The organism is Carnobacterium pleistocenium FTR1 (genome assembly GCF_000744285.1).
In the GTDB taxonomy this organism is placed as follows: domain Bacteria; phylum Bacillota; class Bacilli; order Lactobacillales; family Carnobacteriaceae; genus Carnobacterium_B; species Carnobacterium_B pleistocenium.
This window is the reverse complement of record NZ_JQLQ01000002.1, coordinates 1,707,980-1,727,034: the sequence shown is the minus strand read 5'-3', so window position 1 is coordinate 1,727,034 and position 19,055 is coordinate 1,707,980. Positions and strand designations below refer to the sequence as shown.

Here is a 19,055-nt window from a genome sequence, read left to right as displayed (position 1 = left end):
GAGGAGAAATGATATGACGTCCGAAGAAAAGAAAGCATTTGAAAGTTTGAAGTTCGAGCTTTGGAACTATCCAGAAATGGTAATGGTTACTGTTTCAAGAAAAGAATTAGAAACAGTTATTAATTATATTAAAAAAGAACAAAAAAAAGCCACTGAAGGACGGACATCCAACAGTGGGAATAGAGTATAACTCATAGAATCTTATATTCATTATATATCATTAACAAAAAATTAAACAAGTGGGGTTTAGGAATTGAAAAAAACATTAAGTCAATTAGAGGATCAGTTGCAAGAAATTAGTGAGAATAACCAACAAATAAAAGCAATTTCATCAGTGCTAAATGAAAATTGGGATGGACTTTCAAGCATAAACAAAAGAGATGCTACTGGACAATTAACACGTTATGAAGTTGAGAGGGTTTTAGAGAGAACAGAGACTCTTTTTTCCATGCTTATTACTTTAGCTAAGGATATTGAAGAGAAGAATTCAAAAGTTTTAGATGATATTACAAAAATTGGAAGAGAACTAGTATAGAAAGCGGTGATTAAATGCCAGAGAATAGCGGTTGGATAGCACTGCATAGAAAATTAATGAATAGTGATACGTTTAACCGCTTGACCGCTATTCAAAGAATTATTGCTATCTACCTAGTGCTAAATGCGAATCACAAAGATAATACGTGGCACGATATTTACAAAGATATTTCCGTAGAAATTAAGCGAGGTCAGCTTGTTACTTCGAGAGCAAAGATAAAAGAATGGTTTAAAAAGGACAATGAAGTGACCGAGCGAAAAATCCGAACAACTTTGGATAAATTAGAAAAGTATGGTTTTTTAACCAAGCAAACGACCAACAACTATACTCTTATAACTATATGCCATTACAACGATTATCAAGACACAAAAAAAGTAAACGACCAAGTCATTGACCATCAAACGTCCAGCGACCGTCCAACAAGTGACCAGCGAGTTGACCACAAACAACAATCTTTAAACAATGATAACAATGATAAACAAGTAAAAGAAAATACTTCGAATCAAGATTTGATTACTCATTCTTTTGAAGAAGCTTGGAAATTATATCCTAAAAAAACTGCTAAGAAAGATGCGGAAGCTGCATTTAAGAAAGTAATTAAAAACGGAACATCTATTGATGATATAAAAAAGGGTGTTGAAAGATATGTTAACCACCTTGAAGCAAACAAAGATTGGTTAAAACCAATGGATGGTGGCAGATGGTTCCGAAAAGAACGGTGGAATGATGAATATGATAAAAAAACTAAAACTAATAGAATAAATCAAAATGAAAATAAGTATGATGATCCGTTCATAAACGAAAGGAGTGCTAGTAATGAACTTACAAGAAATGATGAAACCAATCATGGAAAGAACGAAGACTACTTACCTTTCTGAGCATTGTAAAGTAGAAGGCCATGAAAAGTATGAACTAATGGAACTTAGGAATGGCGAAATTATTTGTCCTAAGTGTGAAGTAGAAAAGAAAAACAAACAAATCGAACTTGATAATCAAGGTATATTTCAAAAGAGGGAAAATAAAATAAAACATAGAGTATTTTTAGAAAAATCAGTAGTAGGAGATATGACTTTATTAAACGCAGGATTCAAAAATTACATTACCAAAACGGATGAAGAACAAAGTAACAAACAGATAATGATTGATGTAGTAAAAAGATGCCAAAATAATGAAGTGTTCAATCTATTTTTAATGGGGCAACCAGGAGTTGGAAAATCACATTTAAGCATGGCTACATTGAAAAATCTTAATGAATCTGAAGGTAAAAATAAATCTTGTCTTTATGTAAGTGAAGTAGCAATGCTAAGAAAGATTAGAGCTAGCTTTTCTGATAACCAATCTAAATATACAGAAGATTATTTTATAAACCTATTAGGGAAAGTTGAATATTTAGTACTTGATGATATCGGAAGTTCTGTCGGAGCTGTTGGTACCACAAAGAGAGCGAGCGATTTCTCTCATAGGGTTTTATATAGCGTAATGGATCAAAGACAAGATAAAAGTACCATATTTACAACTAATTTATCTTGGAAAGAGCTGGAAGAAATGTATGACGGAAAATTAATTTCAAGAATGAGTAAAAATATGAAAACAGTAATATTTAAAAAAACTGTAGACAAAAGAATGGATGGTCTAAAAGTATAGTTATTCCGCTTGTTCTGTACATGTTCCACTTAAAAAAATGAAGTACCGTCAAAAGAAAAAACCTGTATTTGTTTAGTTAATGCCAGAATTGAGATAGCAAGTTAAAAAGTTACTTAGTTACTCATTTATTACTGAAAAGTACACCAGCTAAAAATTAAAAAGAGTTCGGTAACCTTTTAGAGGAGTTCAGTAATTTTCACAAAAAAAGGTACAAACATTTAAATTTTATATACAGCCCCAACCAAAGTTTTTATGTAGACGATATATTTTCAAATTATATAAAGGAGCTGACCAATGAAAAATAAACAACCCATATTACTAGCGGAACCTACAACCAAATACCAGGTTAAAGTATGGTGTCCGTATTGTTCTAAATATCATTACCATGGCATGGTAGAGGGTTCACGAGTTGCACACTGTGAGGAGAAATCAAACTCTCCTTTTATAAGCACTGGGTACTACATTAAATTGAAATAAACAGGCTTTACAGTTTTTGGAGGTGGTGATTATTGGCAAACTTGGACAATGAAGATCTTGTTTCTACTTATTTTTACATCCAACAAAGAATTGATAGAGCTAAAGAACGTATTGAAGAATACGAACAAGACTTTAATAACAAAAACTTTTATACCTGCATTCAAGAAAGATATGAAGAAATGACAACAGTCGCTTTCAGATTAGAAAAAGAAGTAACGAATCATGTTGCTGCTATTGAAGTGGCCGAACAGCATATAAAGACGCTGCGGTTCAAATTAAAGCACTTTGAAAGGTTTTGGATGGAGTTAAGCAGTTCGGATAAAGAATACTATTCAAACCGCTACAAACGCCGTAAAGAAACATTTAATGATAAACTTGATAACTTAATATTTGATGAAGTTAGCGAGATTGAAGAAGCTGCCTCGTATCAAATAAGTGGGGTCATACCTATTATACTGACTAATAAACTAGTTGATGAATCAGATCCGAACGAAAGTTTAAATCAAATGCTTAAACTATTGGAGGTTTAAAAATGGAAATGATTAGCAAATTAAGCTTATCTCGGTTGTTAGCAAATTGGCGTAAAATGACTGAAAGAATGAACGCAGAGGACAAAGAGAATTTAAAATCTTTATATGTAGGGCTTAAAGAATTAACTGAATATGAATATCGTTTATTGTGGGATAAATATTACTTATCTACTGGAAAAAGACCTGACAGTGACAAAGTTATGGCTGAAAAATACGGTATAGATAAATCCGACTACTATAAGAAAAGACAAGCGATTGAGATTAAGTTAAATAAACATGTTGTAGTATCCAAAAAGCCTCTATCAAGTGGAGCAACTATTGTAGATATTATTAATGAAGTTGTTGAGGATAATAAATGCTTATATGGCGAAAGATTTAATTCAATTGAACTTAAAAAATAAATTTAAAACAAAAGGAGATTTTAAAAATGACAAATAAAACTATGCAAGAATTAAACAAGATTGAGGAAGAATTACAAGCAATTTTAACGGACGGAAAACAGAAAGAACAGGAATACCTTCAAGAAGTAGAAACAGCTACAGAAAGCGAAAATGAAGCAAATAGAGCCGTTATCAAAGCGAAACAAGGAAGTGACCCAAAAGCATATGCAAAAGTTATTGCTGATAAGCGTACAGCAAGCGATATTGCAGAATACTACACAGGTAAAATTGAAGAGCTGAAAAACAATCCATACATCACAGAAGCAGAATACAACGATTATACAAAACAAATTAAGTCAGAAATGGATAAAATTAATGAAGAAATGGCGAAGCGAGCAAGTAAATTATTGCAGGAATTAGAAGCAATTAAAGATGAAATTGTTCCACCATATACGAAGGCAAATCAATTACTAAGTCACTTGCAAAATAATATCTACAAAAACAGTTATGAAAAACAAATGGCGGACGCTCGAAAGAATAAAACGTCGATTAGTGCGGATAGATTAAGAAATGAATACAAAGATAACTCAATCTTACAAGGTATTGAGTACCTTATTAATAGCCACGCTACTCAAATTATTAATACAAAAGGAGAAGATAAGTAATGAGCAAACTAGCAGAACAATTAGAAAGAAACGTTAACAGGCTAGACGTTGAAGCAATCTATAAAGGAGCACAACGTGAACAAGAAGAACGTGCTGAATACCAAGAGAAAATTAGAGAGAAACAAGTAGTAGCTCAAGAAGCTGAATCTAAAGCATGGAATGAATTGTTAGCTAAAGACGGGGAGCGAGCAAGGAAAGAACGAGAAGCTAAAATTGAAATGGAAATCAAAGAAGAAACCGAAAAGGCACAGGCAGAAATTGAGATAATTAGAAAGAAAAACAGATTGAGTACAGTAGATGAAGACGCAGATATAAGAGAAATGGTAAAAGAAATAAACGAACGTAATAGATAATAAGAACCAATTAGAACGAGTAAAAGGAGGAAATAAATAATGAGTGAAATCAAACAACGTATCGAAAACAGTAATCGACTTACAGATCAATTAGAAAGAGATGGTGGTATCTTAGATGTGGGAGCACTCTATGAAGGTGCACAACGTGAAGTAGACGCGAGAGCAGAACGTCAACGCAAACTAAGAGAGCAGCAAGCAGCAAGCAGCAGCACAAGCAGAGAGAGATAAAGAACTTACTGGCCTGCTAACCAAAGTAGGAGATAAGGTAAGACAAGATAAAGAAGCCACAGCTGCAAAGGAAATCAAGGAAGCTAAAGCCAAAGCAGATAAGGAACTTGAAGCAAAGATTAGAAAGCAAAACAGATTGAAGAGTGCTGAAGAAGAAGTGAAAGAGAATGGTTATAGAAGTATGTTAAATAATTTAAATAAAAATAAATAAATAAATAAATAAATAAATAAAAATAAAAAAATTAAATTAAATAAAAAATTAAGTGATAGTGACAGCAAATATAAGTTAGTAGACGAGATAAATGATGGGGGCATGGGTACCCCTCTTGTCTTTCATTCGTCCTTCACGCTGTCACTGTACGAATTTCCTCGTGTCCCAACTTATTAAGAGTTTACCAGAGGCATAAAGTAGACGTGTAGTGGTTTATAGGGTTTATATTGAATAACTATGCCAACACAAATTGGAATGAAAGGAGGGTACATTATACGTACTTTAATTTGTACTATATGCAATCAATCTTTTGAATCTAAACACTCGAATAATAAATATTGTAGTGACGAATGCAGGAACCAAGGAAGAAAAAACAGGCGTAAGAATTGGGAAACAGAAACAAACTATAAAGAAAAGCAACGTATTAATAAAACGGTTCAAAGGCAACAGAAAAAGGAAGTACAAACTGCTGAAGAATTAGAACGAATACGATTGAAAAAAGCTGAACTAAAACAGCGAACAGAAAAACAACGTGATCAGAGAAATAATGAACTAGAGATAAAGGCAAAGAATGGCGATCCAGAAGCCCGTATGAGCTTGGCAAAACCCAACAGTAAAGAATATTGGGAAGCCTACCAAGAAAGTGAAATTGACTATTACAATAAATGGAATACTAAGACAATAAGATTGATTAATGAAGTTAGTATCTTTGAAGAAAATTTTGTGGAGAAAGTATTGGAAAGTATAAAAGTAGAGGGCAGGATTTATGGCCGATTGATTTCACAGAAACATAAATAAATAGCGCCTTTTTTATTTTACCTGAAAGGATGTGGTTTAAAAGCAATTGGGCGGGAGGAAGGCAAAAAAAAGAAAGAAAGGTGATAATAAATGGCAACAGAATTAGGTCAAGCATATATACAAATTATGCCTTCAGCTAAAGGTATACAAGGATCAATTCAAAAACAATTTGATCCCGAAGCGACTTCTGCAGGTAAAAGCGCAGGTAGTAAATTAGGTGCGGGATTAAAAGTAGCTGCAGCAGCATCAATTGCCGCCGCAGGAGTTGCTTTGGGTGCAATCATTGGAAAATCTTTGACAGAAGGTGCAGCTCTCCAACAATCTTTAGGCGGGATTGAAACGTTATTTAAAGGTAGTGCTGACAAAGTTAAAGCCTATGCAAATGAAGCTTATAAAACAGCTGGATTGTCTTCAAATGCGTATATGGAAAGTGTTACAAGCTTTAGTGCAAGTCTTTTGCAATCTATGGGCGGAGATACTGAAGCAGCAGCAGATAAAGCAAATATGGCTTTAATAGATATGTCCGATAATGCTAACAAAATGGGATCCAATATGGAGAGTATCCAAGATGCTTATAAAGGATTTGCGAAGCAAAACTATACGATGTTAGATAACCTTTCACTTGGTTATGGTGGGACGAAAACAGAAATGGAAAGATTGCTAGCGGATGCTACTGCATTAACTGGTGTCAAGTACGATATTAGCAACTTGGATGACGTTTACAGTGCTATTCATGCAGTCCAAGAAGAAATGGGGATTACAGGAACAACGGCAAAAGAATCAGCTGAAACATTTAGTGGATCATTAGCTTCTATGAAAGCAGCCTTTGCTAACGTTTTGGGTGGTTTATCACTAGGTCAAGATATTCAACCAGCATTACAAGCTTTGGCCACAACTACATCTACATTCTTATTTGAAAATTTTCTCCCAATGGTTGGGAATATTCTAAAGGCGCTTCCAGGAGCACTTACTACGTTTATAACCACATCGGCGCCGATGTTCCTAGAAGCAGGTAGCGAGATGCTTACACAAATGTCTAATGGTATTACCACAGGAATTCCTAATTTCATAACTTCATTTCAAGGAATCATAACCAGCATATCCACTTGGGTTACTGAAAATTTACCAACTTTACTAAATTCTGGGATTCAAATTCTGACCAGTCTAGCTAATGGTATTCTCCAATCTATTCCACAAATTATTACAACGGCGGGTTCTATAATCGAAACATTTATCGGATTTATAAAAGAAAATATGCCGTTAATTATGGAAAAAGGAATCGAGCTACTAGATAATTTACAACAAGGTATTATTTCAGCATTGCCTAAAATTGGGGAAGCAGCACTAAGCGTGATGAAGAAATTAGTTGATTTACTTCTTGAAAATTTACCTCAGTTAGTAGATACCGGTATCAAGTTGTTGGGTCAACTAGTGTCAACAATTTCAGAAAATGCGCCAAAAATGGCTGCTGCAGCGATGGATATCATGGGTAAATTTGTGAACTATATCATATCTAAACTTCCTGAAATTATTTCTACAGGGAAAGAAATTATTGGAAAATTAGTTTCGGGACTTATCAAAATGATACCTGATGTACTGAGTGCGGTTGCTGATGTTGCTAGTACCATCATCAATTCTGTTTCAGAAATAAACTTGCGTGATGCAGGTAAAGCTATCATAGAAGGTTTTTTAAAAGGGCTTAAATCTGCTTATGAAGGTGTTAAGAAATTTGTAAGTGGTATTGCTGATTGGATAGCTGACAATAAAGGGCCAATCGAATATGATAGAAAGCTACTAATCCCAGCAGGTAATGCAATTATGAACGGTTTGGATAAAGGGTTGCAGGACAAATTTAAAAATGTTCAAAAAACAGTTAGCGGGATGGCCAGTGGCTTATCTGACAATTTCAATGTTTCAATGGGAATGGCAAGTGTTGTGACTGATACTCCAAGTGCTATCGCTGCAAGCAGTATTATGGGAGAATCTGCTAGGTTAAATAACCAAAATTATAATAACTCTACTAGTCATAATAGCGATTTTAAGGCCATTTTAAGTGCAATTGAAAGATTAGCTAGCAGACCAATTCAAACTTCTGTACAAATTGATGGTAAAGAGATTGTACAGGCTACTTCGCAAGGTATGGATGTAGCATTAGCTTGGAATGCTCAAAGACAGATGCGCGGCAGAATGTATTAGTTCCTATCTCAGTTTAAAAAAAGCTATCTCTTAAATGAGGTGGCTTTTTTTGACTTCAAGATGGCTTGTTATAAGGGACTTGTATAGATAGTCATACATAAATTTATTAGTAACGTGCTTAGAACACCTCTGATTGACACTATATTTGACGGTCTAAGTTTAACATTGGGAGCCAGCTGAAATGACTTTCTTTTGATGGCAGTATAGTAAAAACATGGGGTTACCAAATTAGTAAGATCTATGTTGTATGTATTAGTTTGAAAAAGAAGTACAATTGAGTAAAATCAATTTAGGAGGTATAAAAATGTCAATCCAATTACAAGTATCTGATGATTTAATTGTCACAAATAAAACTCAATTGCGTGAACTGCTTCAAGAAATGCAAGTAGAAGTTATCAAAAAATATGATGCAGAAAGCCCAGCGATGACTATGAAGGAAGCTTCCAAATACATTGGTGTAAGCGAACCTACTATCAAAGACATGTTGGACAACAAAGAGATACCAGGAGTTAATGTAGGTCGTATTTACCGCTTTAACCGTTATGAATTAGATAAATGGTTAGCAGGCGTATATAAAAAAGAGAAATAATCAGTTAAGAGGATTTTTAACACTCATGAAGGCTTCTTGTGGTAGTTTACGTTAATTGTCTAATAAATATAACATTTGGATACAGCCATAACATGATAGAGCGCTTGCGTTACAAGATTAGCAAAAGTATAATAGTAATAAAAAGATGTGTGGGAGAATGTGCAAATGACTAACCAAGTTGAGCAGCTTTTTGAAGATGAAGAAGAAAAAAAAAGAATTTTAGAGGTTATCAAAGCGCATAAGTCTATATATCCAAAGAAAGAACTAGATTTATTGCTGGATAGTTTAGAAGAACGTGGCGTAGGTTTTAATATTAAAAATCGGTCTGAAGCAAAAGAAATTCTTGAAGAATTAAATTACTTCTATAAAATCACAGTCTATAAAAGAAATTTCAAAAAAAATGCACAAAGAAACTATATTAATTTAGAGTTCTCTTATTTAAGTGACATAGCAAGTGTTGATATGCAACTTAGATATATTCTAGCTTCTTTTACTTTAGATATTGAGCATAGTTTAAAAACATTGCTAATGAAAAGAGTTACAGATAACCAAGAAACAGATGGCTACGATGTTATAGAAGGGTTTATACAATCTACTGAAAGATCGACTATTCCATTAACAAAAGAATATTTATTTAAGAAAGCGAGAAATCCTGCTAGTTATCAACATAGCTTGTACCTAACTCATAAAGATTGTCCTCCAATTTGGGCAGCTATTGAAGTTATGTCATTTGGTGATTTAATCAATCTATTCTTGTATTATTTTAGAAGGTATCCTGAAGATGATATTGATATTAACTCAATTAGAGGACTCCTAACTGGGGTGAGAGTTATAAGAAATATTAGTGTGCATAATAATCCTTATTTATTTAACTTGAGTAAGGGTAATATAAGTTCAGTGAATTCTGATTTAAAAAAATATCTACAAAGATGTGGAGTAAAAAGGACTTTCTATTCTGCTCCTAAAATACACGATATACTGTGTGTTTTATATGCACATGATAGATTTGTTAATGGTGAAGGCTCACGACGTTATAGAATAGAATCTTTAAGTTCATTAGTTGAAAAAAGTATTGAGCGTTTTTCATATTTAGATAAAGATAGTGAAATTTTATATTTTTTTAAAATCTTAAAGTTAACTATTGACAACTATGGAGAATAATTGGTAATATACATACATAGGAACAACGATTCGATCGTTGGGTACACTTAAAGAGATTTGAGTGTGTTTATACATTTTTTATAATAAACTATTTAATTCAAGCCATTCTTGCCGGTTTGCATTAGGTAGTTTTTTATTGTCTATTTTAAGTATTTTTAATAAATACAATATCTATACAGGAACATTCTAAGACGGTTTCATACTAATTTGCTTGTCACTGTATGTAGCATGCTTAAAACTATTCTGTATTAACTAGGGAGTAATAAAAAAAGCCACTCTCCATTGAGTAGCTTACTATATTATTACCACGTTCCCCGTGGATATTTTCACGTCTACTTGCACGTCTAATTGATTTCAATCGTTTGAGATTGCTTGACACTTTAAAAAGTTTCTACTATATAATAAAGCATATATTTGTTAGTAGTTGAAATTGATTAAATAACGATTTGCTAAACCCGTAGACTCCATTACATATTTTATAATAAGACGTTTTAACGGCTGTTTTTTTCATTTCACAACTATTGGTAGAAATCTACATAGATTGCAAAATTTTAAGTTAATTGCAATTTAGTTGCACGGACTTGAAAGAATTGATATAACAACAAAGCCCTATCTCTTAATTAAAATTTACCCCATAAGAGAAACTTTTTTTAGTGTCAATCTTATAGGGTACATTTTAATACTAAAGAAATGGATTTTTTCATAGATAGATTACAAAAAAAGAATAGTTTTTGAGCTTTTGATTTGATTAGATTAAAAAACTGTACATTTTTTCACAGAAAAGTATTTTAAAGGGAATTAGTTCTTGATTCTTAACTTAAACGTGCTAAAATTGTAAGGGTATTTATTTTTGAAATTAATCTAGGAGGATTATTAAAATGACAAAAGGTAAAACTAATATTAGTACAGCTTCACTAAAAGTGATGGCAGGATGGGGAATAGATACAATTTATGGAATCCCTTCAGGAACTTTAGCCCCTTTAATGGAAGCTTTAGGTGATCAAAAAGAAACAGATATCAAATTCCTTCAAGTAAAACATGAAGAAGTTGGAGCAATGGCAGCTGTAATGCAATGGAAATTCGGTGGAAAATTGGGTGTTTGTGTTGGATCAGGTGGTCCTGGTGCTTCTCACTTAATCAATGGTCTTTATGATGCAGCGATGGATAATACACCAGTTTTAGCTATCTTAGGATCTCGTCCTCAAAGAGAATTAAATATGGACGCGTTCCAAGAATTGAATCAAAATCCAATGTTTGATCATATCGCAGTATACAACCGTCGTGTTGCTTACGCTGAACAATTACCAAAATTGATAGACGACGCAATTCGTACTGCTATCTCTAAACGTGGAGTAGCTGTATTAGAAGTGCCTGGTGATTTCGGTTACCATGAAATCGATAACGATGCATTCTATTCTTCAGGCCACAGCTTCCGTGATTACGTTTCTTCTGCAATCAACGAAGCAGATATTGACGCAGCTGTTGAAGTATTAAATAATTCTAAACGTGCTGTTATTTATGCAGGTATCGGAACTATGGGACACGGTCCAGCGGTTCAAGAATTATCTCGAAAACTTAAAGCTCCAGTTATTACAACTGGTAAAAACTTTGAAACTTTCGATTATAACTTTGAAGGATTAACTGGTTCAACATATCGTGTCGGTTGGAAACCAGCTAACGAAGCTGTTAAAGAAGCAGATACAGTTCTTTTCGTTGGTTCAAACTTCCCATTTGCTGAAGTAGAAAATACTTTCGCAAATGTTGAAAACTTCATCCAAATCGACAACAACCCAACAATGCTTGGGAAACGGCATAATGCAGATGTTGCTATTCTTGGAGATGCTGGTGAAGCAGTTCATTCATTACTAGAAAAAGTAACACCTGTTGAAGAATCAGCTTGGTGGAATGCTAACTTGAAAAACATTCAAAACTGGCGTGACTACATGACTAAGTTGGAAACAAAAGAAAGTGGTCCATTACAACTTTATCAAGTATACAATGCTATCAACAAACATGCTGACGAAGATGCAATCTATTCAATTGACGTTGGTAACTCAACTCAAACATCTATTCGTCACTTACACATGACTCCTAAGAATATGTGGAGAACTTCTCCATTGTTTGCTTCTATGGGTATTGCACTTCCTGGTGGTATCGCTGCTAAGAACGTATATCCTAATCGTCAAGCTTTTAACTTAATGGGTGATGGTGCGTTTTCAATGAACTATCCCGATGTTGTTACTAACGTACGTTACAACTTGCCTGTTATCAATGTAGTATTCACAAACACTGAATATGGATTCATTAAGAACAAATATGAAGATACAAACAAAAATACGTTTGGTACTGAATTTACTGATGTAGACTACGCAAAAATTGCAGATGCACAAGGAGCAGTTGGTTTCACAGTGAGACGTATTGAAGATATGGATCAAGTAATGGCAGATGCTGTTAAAGCTTCTAAAGAAGGTAAAACAGTAGTAATCGATGCTAAGATTACAAAAGAACGTCCAATTCCGGTGGAAACATTGAAATTAGACCCTTCATTGTATAGTGCAGAAGAAATTAAAGCGTACAAAGAAAAATATGAAGCTGAAGAATTAGTACCATTTAGTGAATTCTTAAAAGCTGAAGGTCTTGAATCTAAAGTAGCTAAGTAATTTTCTGGTATATAATTTATAGTTTAATAAAAAGGTAAGTCGCTATGTTATAGTGACTTACCTTTTTTTGTTAGGCAGAAGAAATTACCCGATAACTAGATATACTGACTTTGAAGAGGAGTAGTGTTTAAAAATCCAATAAGCAGAAAATTGTCTATTGGCTTTTTGTTAACAGTTATTTCCCATGACAATGTTTGTATTTCTTCCCACTATCGCACGGACAAGGCTCGTTTCGGCCAACTTTGTTTACTCGGATAGGTTCTTGCTTTCCTGTGCTCTTATTAGTAAAAGGAACAACATTATTAGGAAGCAAGGATAATGTATTATTATGATGTTTAGTTAGTTCTTTTGGCGTATGACCTTTGTTAGACAATTTGCGTGAATAGTTGTTTAAGTTTAAGTATAGGTAGCTAAATTCTTCTACGTCTTTCGCACTATCAAAAACAATACCAAATTGACTGTTTAGTTCTCCCAATAAATCCTGCAGGCCTAAATCCAGTTTAATATAAATCATAATCAGATCCATGACATCTTTAAGTTTTTGTGAATTCAACTTCTTAGCGAAAAATGGGCTCATTTTCTTGTATTGAGCAGTTCGCTCGTCGAATTTGTGTTTAGCAAAATAGTTAATATCAGCTTTTGTAGGTTGGTAATAATCGTGGTGTGAAGAACTCGATAAGAAAATAGGTACATCATTTTCATCTAAAAAAGAGTTATCAAAAATATATTCTAAGCTATCTGTAAAACGTAGTCGTTCATTAAACCAAGCTAACCCAATTAATTCAGTCAATAATCCATTAAGTTCTAATGGGTACTGTTTGTTGTGTTGATTCCATACTTTTAAGAAAAAGTCAGTTTCAAAAGCCCCATACAGGTTCATAAAAGCCTCTGCATATCCATGGAGCAGACTTTTCCTTTTATGTTCTTCTTTGAAATCAGGATCATCAATAAAACTAATCAGCAACTCTTTGGACTCATTTGGCAGTACTAGGGTATAAGTATCTTCGTAATAAAATAAGAACACCCAACGAAAATAAAGTAAATCAAATAATTCCGGATTTTTGCGAGTGAAAGGTAGAAAATCGATTTTTTTCGGTCCATTCATCAGTTCTTTTAAGAGGTGAACGTTCTCTTTTGGTTGAAAAGATAATTGATGTTGGCTTTTAAATAATAATTCTTTGAAGAAATCTTCGGCAATAACGGTTTTTGTTTTACTGCGTCGCACTTTATACCGAAGATCGTTAGCTAGTGCGATCATATCTTCTTTTGAATAAGTTGTTAAGCATTCCGTAAAAGAAAAGACTGGCTTATGCAAAATAAGGACAAGGTCATATAGATCGTCACGTATTTCTTGAGTAAGTTCTTCTGTCATTTAGTCTGTCTCCTTTAGAAAAGTATTTGTTTATATTAATCATTCAAATCTAACTTAAAAATTATTCCCTTGCATAAAGAACTGAGCTTCTTCATGATGGTATTTGATATTGGAATAGTTAAACGGGCGACCGCTGCTTAAATAATAGATACGTATGAATAAATCCGTTTTTAACGTTGCTCTCTTGGTATTATAAAACTTAATATACCTCTCAATGTCTTTTTATAATACCTTCATTGAGATACAGTTGAATATATTGTTCTAGATCTATAATTGTCTGTTTAATATTTGAACGCATAAAAACCTCCCCTAAAGTAGTTTGCTTTTTAGTGTCTACTTTAAGGGGAGGATATCAATAGTCCCAATATCTGCTTTTCAGTATTAAGAAATAACTTTTACAGCGTCATCGATTTTAAATGGATGTTCTTTATTGATATGATCATAGAACATAATACCGTTGATGTGGTCGATTTCATGCTGAATAACAATTGCTTGATAGTTTTTCAAACGCATTTTATGAGAATTACCCTCTAAGTCATAGTAAGTAAGCGTGATACGACTGTGACGAGGAACATAGCCAGGAACTTCACGATCAACAGATAAGCAACCTTCTCCTTCAGTCAAACAAGCACTTTGAACAGAGTGGCTGACAATTTTTGGGTTGATCATAACTGTACTAATGATCGGTTCGTCGGTTTCTTCAACACCTGGAATATGAACAGCAATCATGCGTTTTGAAATATCTAATTGCGGTGCTGCAAGGCCCACTCCAGCTCTTAAACTGTATTCTTCAGCAATCTCTGTATCTTGGCTATTTTTAAGAAATTGCAGCATATCTTTACCTAATTGTTTTTCTTCATCACTGATTGGTAAAGTTAATTCTTTAGCGACCATTCTAAGAGTAGGGTGGCCCTCTTTAATAATGTCTTTCATTGTAATCATAAAAGTTCACTCCTAATAGTGTTTCTTATAGTAATTTTCTACATAAGATAAATTATTTAATCTAATTCTTCTTATGTATTTTATCAGTAAACGTACAAATTTGCACGAGGTATAAAAATACTAAAAAAAACTTTTTTTTACAAATAGATTATGAGATAATGATGAGTATGGAATGGAAAGTGGTTCTAAATCGAAATTTTGAGGAGATTATAATATGGTAGATGCAAAAAATTACATTAATGAGGTCTATACAAAAATTTCAAAACGGGATCCAGACCAACCGGAATATTTGCAAGCAGTAAAAGAATTTTTTGGTTCTATCGAACCAGTTTTCACAGCACACCCAGAATTAATGGAAAAAAATATATTAGAACGTTTAGTAGAACCAGAAAGAATTATTCAATTTAGAGTTCCTTGGGTAGATGATCAAGGAGCAGTAAATGTAAATCGTGGATTCAGAGTTCAATACAATTCTGCTATAGGACCTTACAAAGGTGGTTTACGTCTTCATCCATCAGTCACGCAAAGCATTGTGAAATTTTTAGGATTTGAGCAAATTTTTAAAAATAGTCTGACTGGATTGCCAATTGGTGGTGGTAAAGGCGGTAGCGACTTTGACCCTAAAGGTAAATCTGATGATGAAGTTATGCGTTTTTGCCAAAGTTTCATGACAGAACTGCAACAACACATAGGACCAGATATCGATGTTCCAGCTGGTGATATCGGTGTAGGGGCGCGTGAAATTGGATTCTTATTTGGACAATATAAAAAAATAAATGGTTTTCAAGCAGGGATTTTAACAGGGAAACCAATTTTCTTAGGCGGTAGTCTAGCACGAACAGAAGCAACTGGTTATGGTTTAGTGTATTTCACTAAAGAAATGTTAGATGATATCGGAAAATCTTTTAAAAATCAAAAAGTGGTTGTTTCCGGAAGCGGAAATGTAGCAATTTATGCGATTGAAAAAGTTCAAGAATTTGGTGGCACCGTTATTGCTTGTTCGGACTCTGATGGTTATATTTACGATGATGAAGGAATTGATTTAGCAATTGTTAAAAAAATTAAAGAGGTCGGAAGAAGCAGAATTTCAGAATACCTTACAGATCGTCCAAATGCAGTATATGAAACTGGAAGTATCTGGGATTTAGAAGAAAAATATACGATTGCACTTCCATGTGCTACCCAAAATGAAATTGATGGACCGACTGCTCAAAAAATGATTCATCAAGGAGTGTGGGCCGTAGCCGAAGGGGCAAATATGCCATGTAACTTAGAGGCCATTAAAGAATTTCAAAAAGTCGGCATTGTTTACGGACCAGCAAAAGCTGCAAATGCAGGTGGAGTAGCTGTTTCAGCCTTAGAAATGAGTCAAAATAGTCAAAGACTAAATTGGACATTTGAAGAAGTTGATGAAGAATTGAAAAAAATTATGAAAAACATCTATAAGGAAATAAAAGATACAGCTAATGCATATGATTTAAATGGAGATTTTGTAGCAGGAGCTAATATTGCTGGGTTTACAAAAGTTGCAGAAGCTATGTTAAGTCAAGGAGTTATTTAAGAAAAAAAAGAGAAACCGTTCATTCGGCTTCTCTTTTTTGGTTTTTTAAAAACAATATTGCTTTTATAGAACGTTTTCCGCTTTTTTATAGAACAAAAATGTGATTTCAGGAAAATAAAACGGAAAAAAAATGAATTTAGAGTAATTCTAATCAAAAAATAATCTTTTTGTGAAATAAATCTCATTTCAAAAAAACATAAAATCAATTTATTTAAAATGGTACAGTTTTTAATAAATTATATAACAGTTAAAGAAAGAAAAATAGAGTTATTCACCAAAAGTAGAATTGTAAAGAAAGTGCTATATAACAAAGAAATTTCAAAATGATTAGTGAATACTTTCACTTTCACGAATACTGATATAGATAAAAACTAAGTAAATTTAAAGGCGTCAGATACTTTTAAGGAATTGAGGTAGAGTTCTCTTGCATCTAATTTGAAAGCGTGTTAAATTTAAATTGTGAAAAATTCTGAGTAATACAGTTTCTATAAAAGTATAAAACAGAGTTTTGAAAATACAATAATAGTTACAGAGAGAGGAATGGGTTATACATGGTTAACAAAAAACAACCGGTAGATTTTGAAGCATTGTTAAGCACAATTGATGCGGCTTTCCCAATGGTACAAATCTTAGATAAGGATGGTAAAGTTGTAAACGAAGACATCATGCCTGATTTATCTGACGATCAACTAGTTGAAATGATGGAGAAAATGGTTTGGTCTAGAATCTTACATGAACGTTCAATGGCTCTAGCTCGTCAAGGACGCTTAGGTTTCTATGCTCCAACTGCTGGACAAGAAGCTTCTCAATTAGCTAGTCATTATGCATTTGTAAAAGAAGATGTGCTATTTCCAGGGTACCGTGATATTCCTCAATTAATCCAACATGGACTACCAGTTTCAAAAGCCTTTTTATGGTCTCGCGGTCATTCTTTAGGGAATGAATATCCTACAGATTTAAATGCTGTACCACCACAAATTATTATTGGTGCTCAAATCATCCAAGCGATGGGTGCGGGTATTGGTTTGAAAAAACGTAACAAACCTAATGTTGCATTCACTTATACTGGTGATGGTGGTTCATCTCAAGGAGATTTCTATGAAGGATTGAACTATGCTGGTGCTTACAAAGCTCCTGTAGTATTCTTTGTTCAAAATAATGGTTATGCAATCTCAACACCTCGTCACAAGCAAACAGCCGCTACAACTTTAGCTCAAAAAGCTGTTGCTGCAGGAATTCCAGGAATTCAAGTAGATGGTATGGACGCTTTAGCCGTTTATGCCGTTACCAAACAAGCAAGAGATTGGGCAGTAGCTGGAAACGGTCCTGTTTTAATCGAGACAATCACTTCTCGTTTCGGTCCTCACTCAACTTCAGGAGATGACCCAACTCGTTATAGAGATAAAGATAGTTTTGACTATTGGGAACAACGTGATCCATTGATTCGTTTCCGTAATTTCTTAACTGAAAAAGGTTTATGGTCAGAAGAGAAAGAAAATGAATTAATTGACAAAACTAAAGAAGAAATTAAAGTATCTGTTAAAGAAGCAGATCAAGCACCAAAACAAAAAGTTTCTGATTTCTTGAAAAATATGTTTGAAACACCAACTCAAGTTATCGCGGAGCAAATTGCAACTTTCGAAGCAAAGGAGAGTAAATAAACATGGCACAAAAAACAATGATCGAAGCGATCACTGAAGCGCTTGACCAAGAAATGGAACGCGATCAAGATATAATGATTTTCGGTGAAGATGTAGGTAAAAATGGTGGTGTATTTCGTGCAACCGCTGGTCTTCAAGAGAAATATGGCGAAGAACGCGTTTCAGATACACCTCTTTCTGAATCAGCCATCGGTGGATTAGCTATTGGACTTGCTTTTCAAGGTTTTCGTCCTGTTCCAGAAATCCAATTCATTGGATTCCTATTTGAAGTATTAGACTCAGTCGTTGGACAAGCTGCACGTACTCGTTACCGTATGAGCAGTACCCGCACTATGCCAATCACTTTCCGTACACCATTCGGTGGAGGAGTTCATACTCCAGAAATGCATTCAGATAATCTTGAAGGTCTTCTTGCTCAATCTCCTGGTATCAAAGTGGTAGTTCCATCAAATCCATATGATGCAAAAGGTTTATTAATTGCTTCATTACGTGATAACGATCCAGTTGTCTTCATGGAACACATGAAACTATATCGTTCGTTCCGTGAAGAAGTTCCTGAAGAATCTTATACGATTCCTCTAGGCAAAGCAGGTATTACTCGTGAAGGTACTGATGTTTCTGTTATCACTTACGGAGCTATGGTACGTGAAGCAATCAAAGCTGCAGATGAATTAGAAAAAGAAGGTATTTCTACAGAAATCGTTGATCTAAGAACGATTTCTCCTTTAGATATTGAAACAATCATTGCTTCAGTTGGAAAAACTGGACGTGTTGTAGTTGTTCAAGAAGCACAACGTCAAGCAGGTGTTGCTGCTATGGTTATGTCAGAAATTTCTGAACGTGCTATCCTTTCATTAAAAGCTCCAATTGGACGTGTTTCCGCACCAGATACAATTTTCCCATTTGGTTTAGCAGAAAATGCATGGTTGCCAAACGCAACTGATATCGCTGATAAAGTAAGAGCAGCTTATAATTTCTAATCTATTCAAATTGAAATAGCAAATGCGATGATTTTATAAAAATTATTGCGTTTGTTTCTTATATTATTAAAACCTGAGAACTATTTCCAAAGGAATAGCTAATTAAAGAAGG

The 19,055-nt window shown here is 33.9% G+C and carries 19 protein-coding genes; 17 read left to right on the top strand and 2 right to left on the bottom strand.

What is annotated here, in order from left to right; genetic code table 11:
- The first annotated feature begins 13 nt into the window (after window positions 1-13).
- From BP17_RS13430 to spxB, 14 genes are all read left to right on the top strand, one after another.
- Window positions 14-190, top strand: a complete 177-nt coding sequence (locus BP17_RS13430; protein WP_156956021.1) for a hypothetical protein — start codon at window positions 14-16, stop codon at window positions 188-190.
- Between the two features lie 63 nt (window positions 191-253).
- Window positions 254-535 (top strand): hypothetical protein, encoded by a 282-nt coding sequence (locus BP17_RS08480; protein ID WP_035053440.1) that lies wholly within the window; start codon window positions 254-256, stop codon window positions 533-535.
- 14 nt (window positions 536-549) lie between these two features.
- On the top strand, window positions 550-1,413 hold the full coding sequence (locus BP17_RS13130) for a hypothetical protein (RefSeq protein WP_051910508.1): 864 nt from the start codon (window positions 550-552) through the stop codon (window positions 1,411-1,413).
- A complete protein-coding gene (locus tag BP17_RS08470) occupies window positions 1,352-2,179 on the top strand; it encodes an ATP-binding protein (RefSeq protein ID WP_035053437.1) in 828 nt (275 codons plus the stop codon). The genes BP17_RS13130 and BP17_RS08470 overlap by 62 nt, the downstream gene beginning before the upstream one ends.
- Window positions 2,180-2,688: 509 nt before the next feature.
- A complete protein-coding gene (locus tag BP17_RS08460; RefSeq protein WP_035053432.1) occupies window positions 2,689-3,186 on the top strand; it encodes a hypothetical protein in 498 nt (165 codons plus the stop codon).
- Between the two features lie 2 nt (window positions 3,187-3,188).
- Window positions 3,189-3,587, top strand: a complete 399-nt coding sequence (locus BP17_RS08455; protein ID WP_035053431.1) for a hypothetical protein — start codon at window positions 3,189-3,191, stop codon at window positions 3,585-3,587.
- A 26-nt stretch (window positions 3,588-3,613) separates the two neighbouring features.
- Window positions 3,614-4,231, top strand: a complete 618-nt coding sequence (locus BP17_RS08450) for a hypothetical protein (RefSeq protein ID WP_035053429.1) — start codon at window positions 3,614-3,616, stop codon at window positions 4,229-4,231.
- On the top strand, window positions 4,231-4,584 hold the full coding sequence (locus tag BP17_RS08445) for a hypothetical protein (RefSeq protein ID WP_035053428.1): 354 nt from the start codon (window positions 4,231-4,233) through the stop codon (window positions 4,582-4,584). Before BP17_RS08450 ends, BP17_RS08445 begins: the two co-directional genes overlap by 1 nt.
- A 39-nt stretch (window positions 4,585-4,623) precedes the next feature.
- Window positions 4,624-4,812 carry a hypothetical protein gene (locus BP17_RS08440; RefSeq protein WP_035053424.1) on the top strand — a complete coding sequence of 63 codons (189 nt, stop codon included), beginning with the start codon at window positions 4,624-4,626 and terminating at the stop codon, window positions 4,810-4,812.
- Between the two features lie 448 nt (window positions 4,813-5,260).
- Window positions 5,261-5,821: a hypothetical protein gene (locus tag BP17_RS08435; protein ID WP_035053421.1), complete on the top strand. Its 561-nt coding sequence runs from the start codon at window positions 5,261-5,263 to the stop codon at window positions 5,819-5,821.
- A 90-nt stretch (window positions 5,822-5,911) separates the two neighbouring features.
- Window positions 5,912-8,017 (top strand): phage tail protein, encoded by a 2,106-nt coding sequence (locus BP17_RS08430; RefSeq protein ID WP_035053419.1) that lies wholly within the window; start codon window positions 5,912-5,914, stop codon window positions 8,015-8,017.
- Window positions 8,018-8,321: 304 nt separating this feature from the next.
- On the top strand, window positions 8,322-8,606 hold the full coding sequence (locus tag BP17_RS08425; protein ID WP_035053417.1) for a helix-turn-helix domain-containing protein: 285 nt from the start codon (window positions 8,322-8,324) through the stop codon (window positions 8,604-8,606).
- A 165-nt stretch (window positions 8,607-8,771) separates the two neighbouring features.
- On the top strand, window positions 8,772-9,767 hold the full coding sequence (locus tag BP17_RS08420) for an Abi family protein (RefSeq protein ID WP_035053414.1): 996 nt from the start codon (window positions 8,772-8,774) through the stop codon (window positions 9,765-9,767).
- 878 nt (window positions 9,768-10,645) lie between these two features.
- On the top strand, window positions 10,646-12,427 hold the full coding sequence (gene spxB, locus BP17_RS08415; RefSeq protein WP_035053412.1) for a pyruvate oxidase: 1,782 nt from the start codon (window positions 10,646-10,648) through the stop codon (window positions 12,425-12,427).
- A 175-nt stretch (window positions 12,428-12,602) separates the two neighbouring features.
- Here spxB and BP17_RS08410 read toward each other — a convergent pair whose 3' ends face one another.
- Together BP17_RS08410 and def are read right to left on the bottom strand one after the other, a co-directional pair.
- A complete protein-coding gene (locus tag BP17_RS08410; RefSeq protein ID WP_035053410.1) occupies window positions 12,603-13,799 on the bottom strand; it encodes an SEC-C metal-binding domain-containing protein in 1,197 nt (398 codons plus the stop codon).
- A 381-nt stretch (window positions 13,800-14,180) separates the two neighbouring features.
- Complete coding sequence (gene def / locus BP17_RS08405; protein ID WP_035053408.1) at window positions 14,181-14,741, bottom strand: peptide deformylase; 561 nt, start codon at window positions 14,739-14,741, stop codon at window positions 14,181-14,183.
- Window positions 14,742-14,955: 214 nt separating this feature from the next.
- On the opposite strand from def, the gene gdhA reads away from it, so the two are divergent.
- The 3 genes from gdhA (at window position 14,956) to BP17_RS08390 (ending at window position 18,943) form a co-directional block, all read left to right on the top strand.
- On the top strand, window positions 14,956-16,302 hold the full coding sequence (gene gdhA, locus BP17_RS08400; protein WP_035053406.1) for an NADP-specific glutamate dehydrogenase: 1,347 nt from the start codon (window positions 14,956-14,958) through the stop codon (window positions 16,300-16,302).
- Window positions 16,303-16,853: 551 nt separating this feature from the next.
- Complete coding sequence (pdhA, locus tag BP17_RS08395; RefSeq protein ID WP_035053404.1) at window positions 16,854-17,963, top strand: pyruvate dehydrogenase (acetyl-transferring) E1 component subunit alpha; 1,110 nt, start codon at window positions 16,854-16,856, stop codon at window positions 17,961-17,963.
- Between the two features lie 2 nt (window positions 17,964-17,965).
- The gene (locus BP17_RS08390) at window positions 17,966-18,943 is read left to right on the top strand and encodes an alpha-ketoacid dehydrogenase subunit beta (RefSeq protein ID WP_035053402.1); all 978 of its coding nucleotides are present in this window, start codon (window positions 17,966-17,968) and stop codon (window positions 18,941-18,943) included.
- Window positions 18,944-19,055 lie beyond the last annotated feature (112 nt).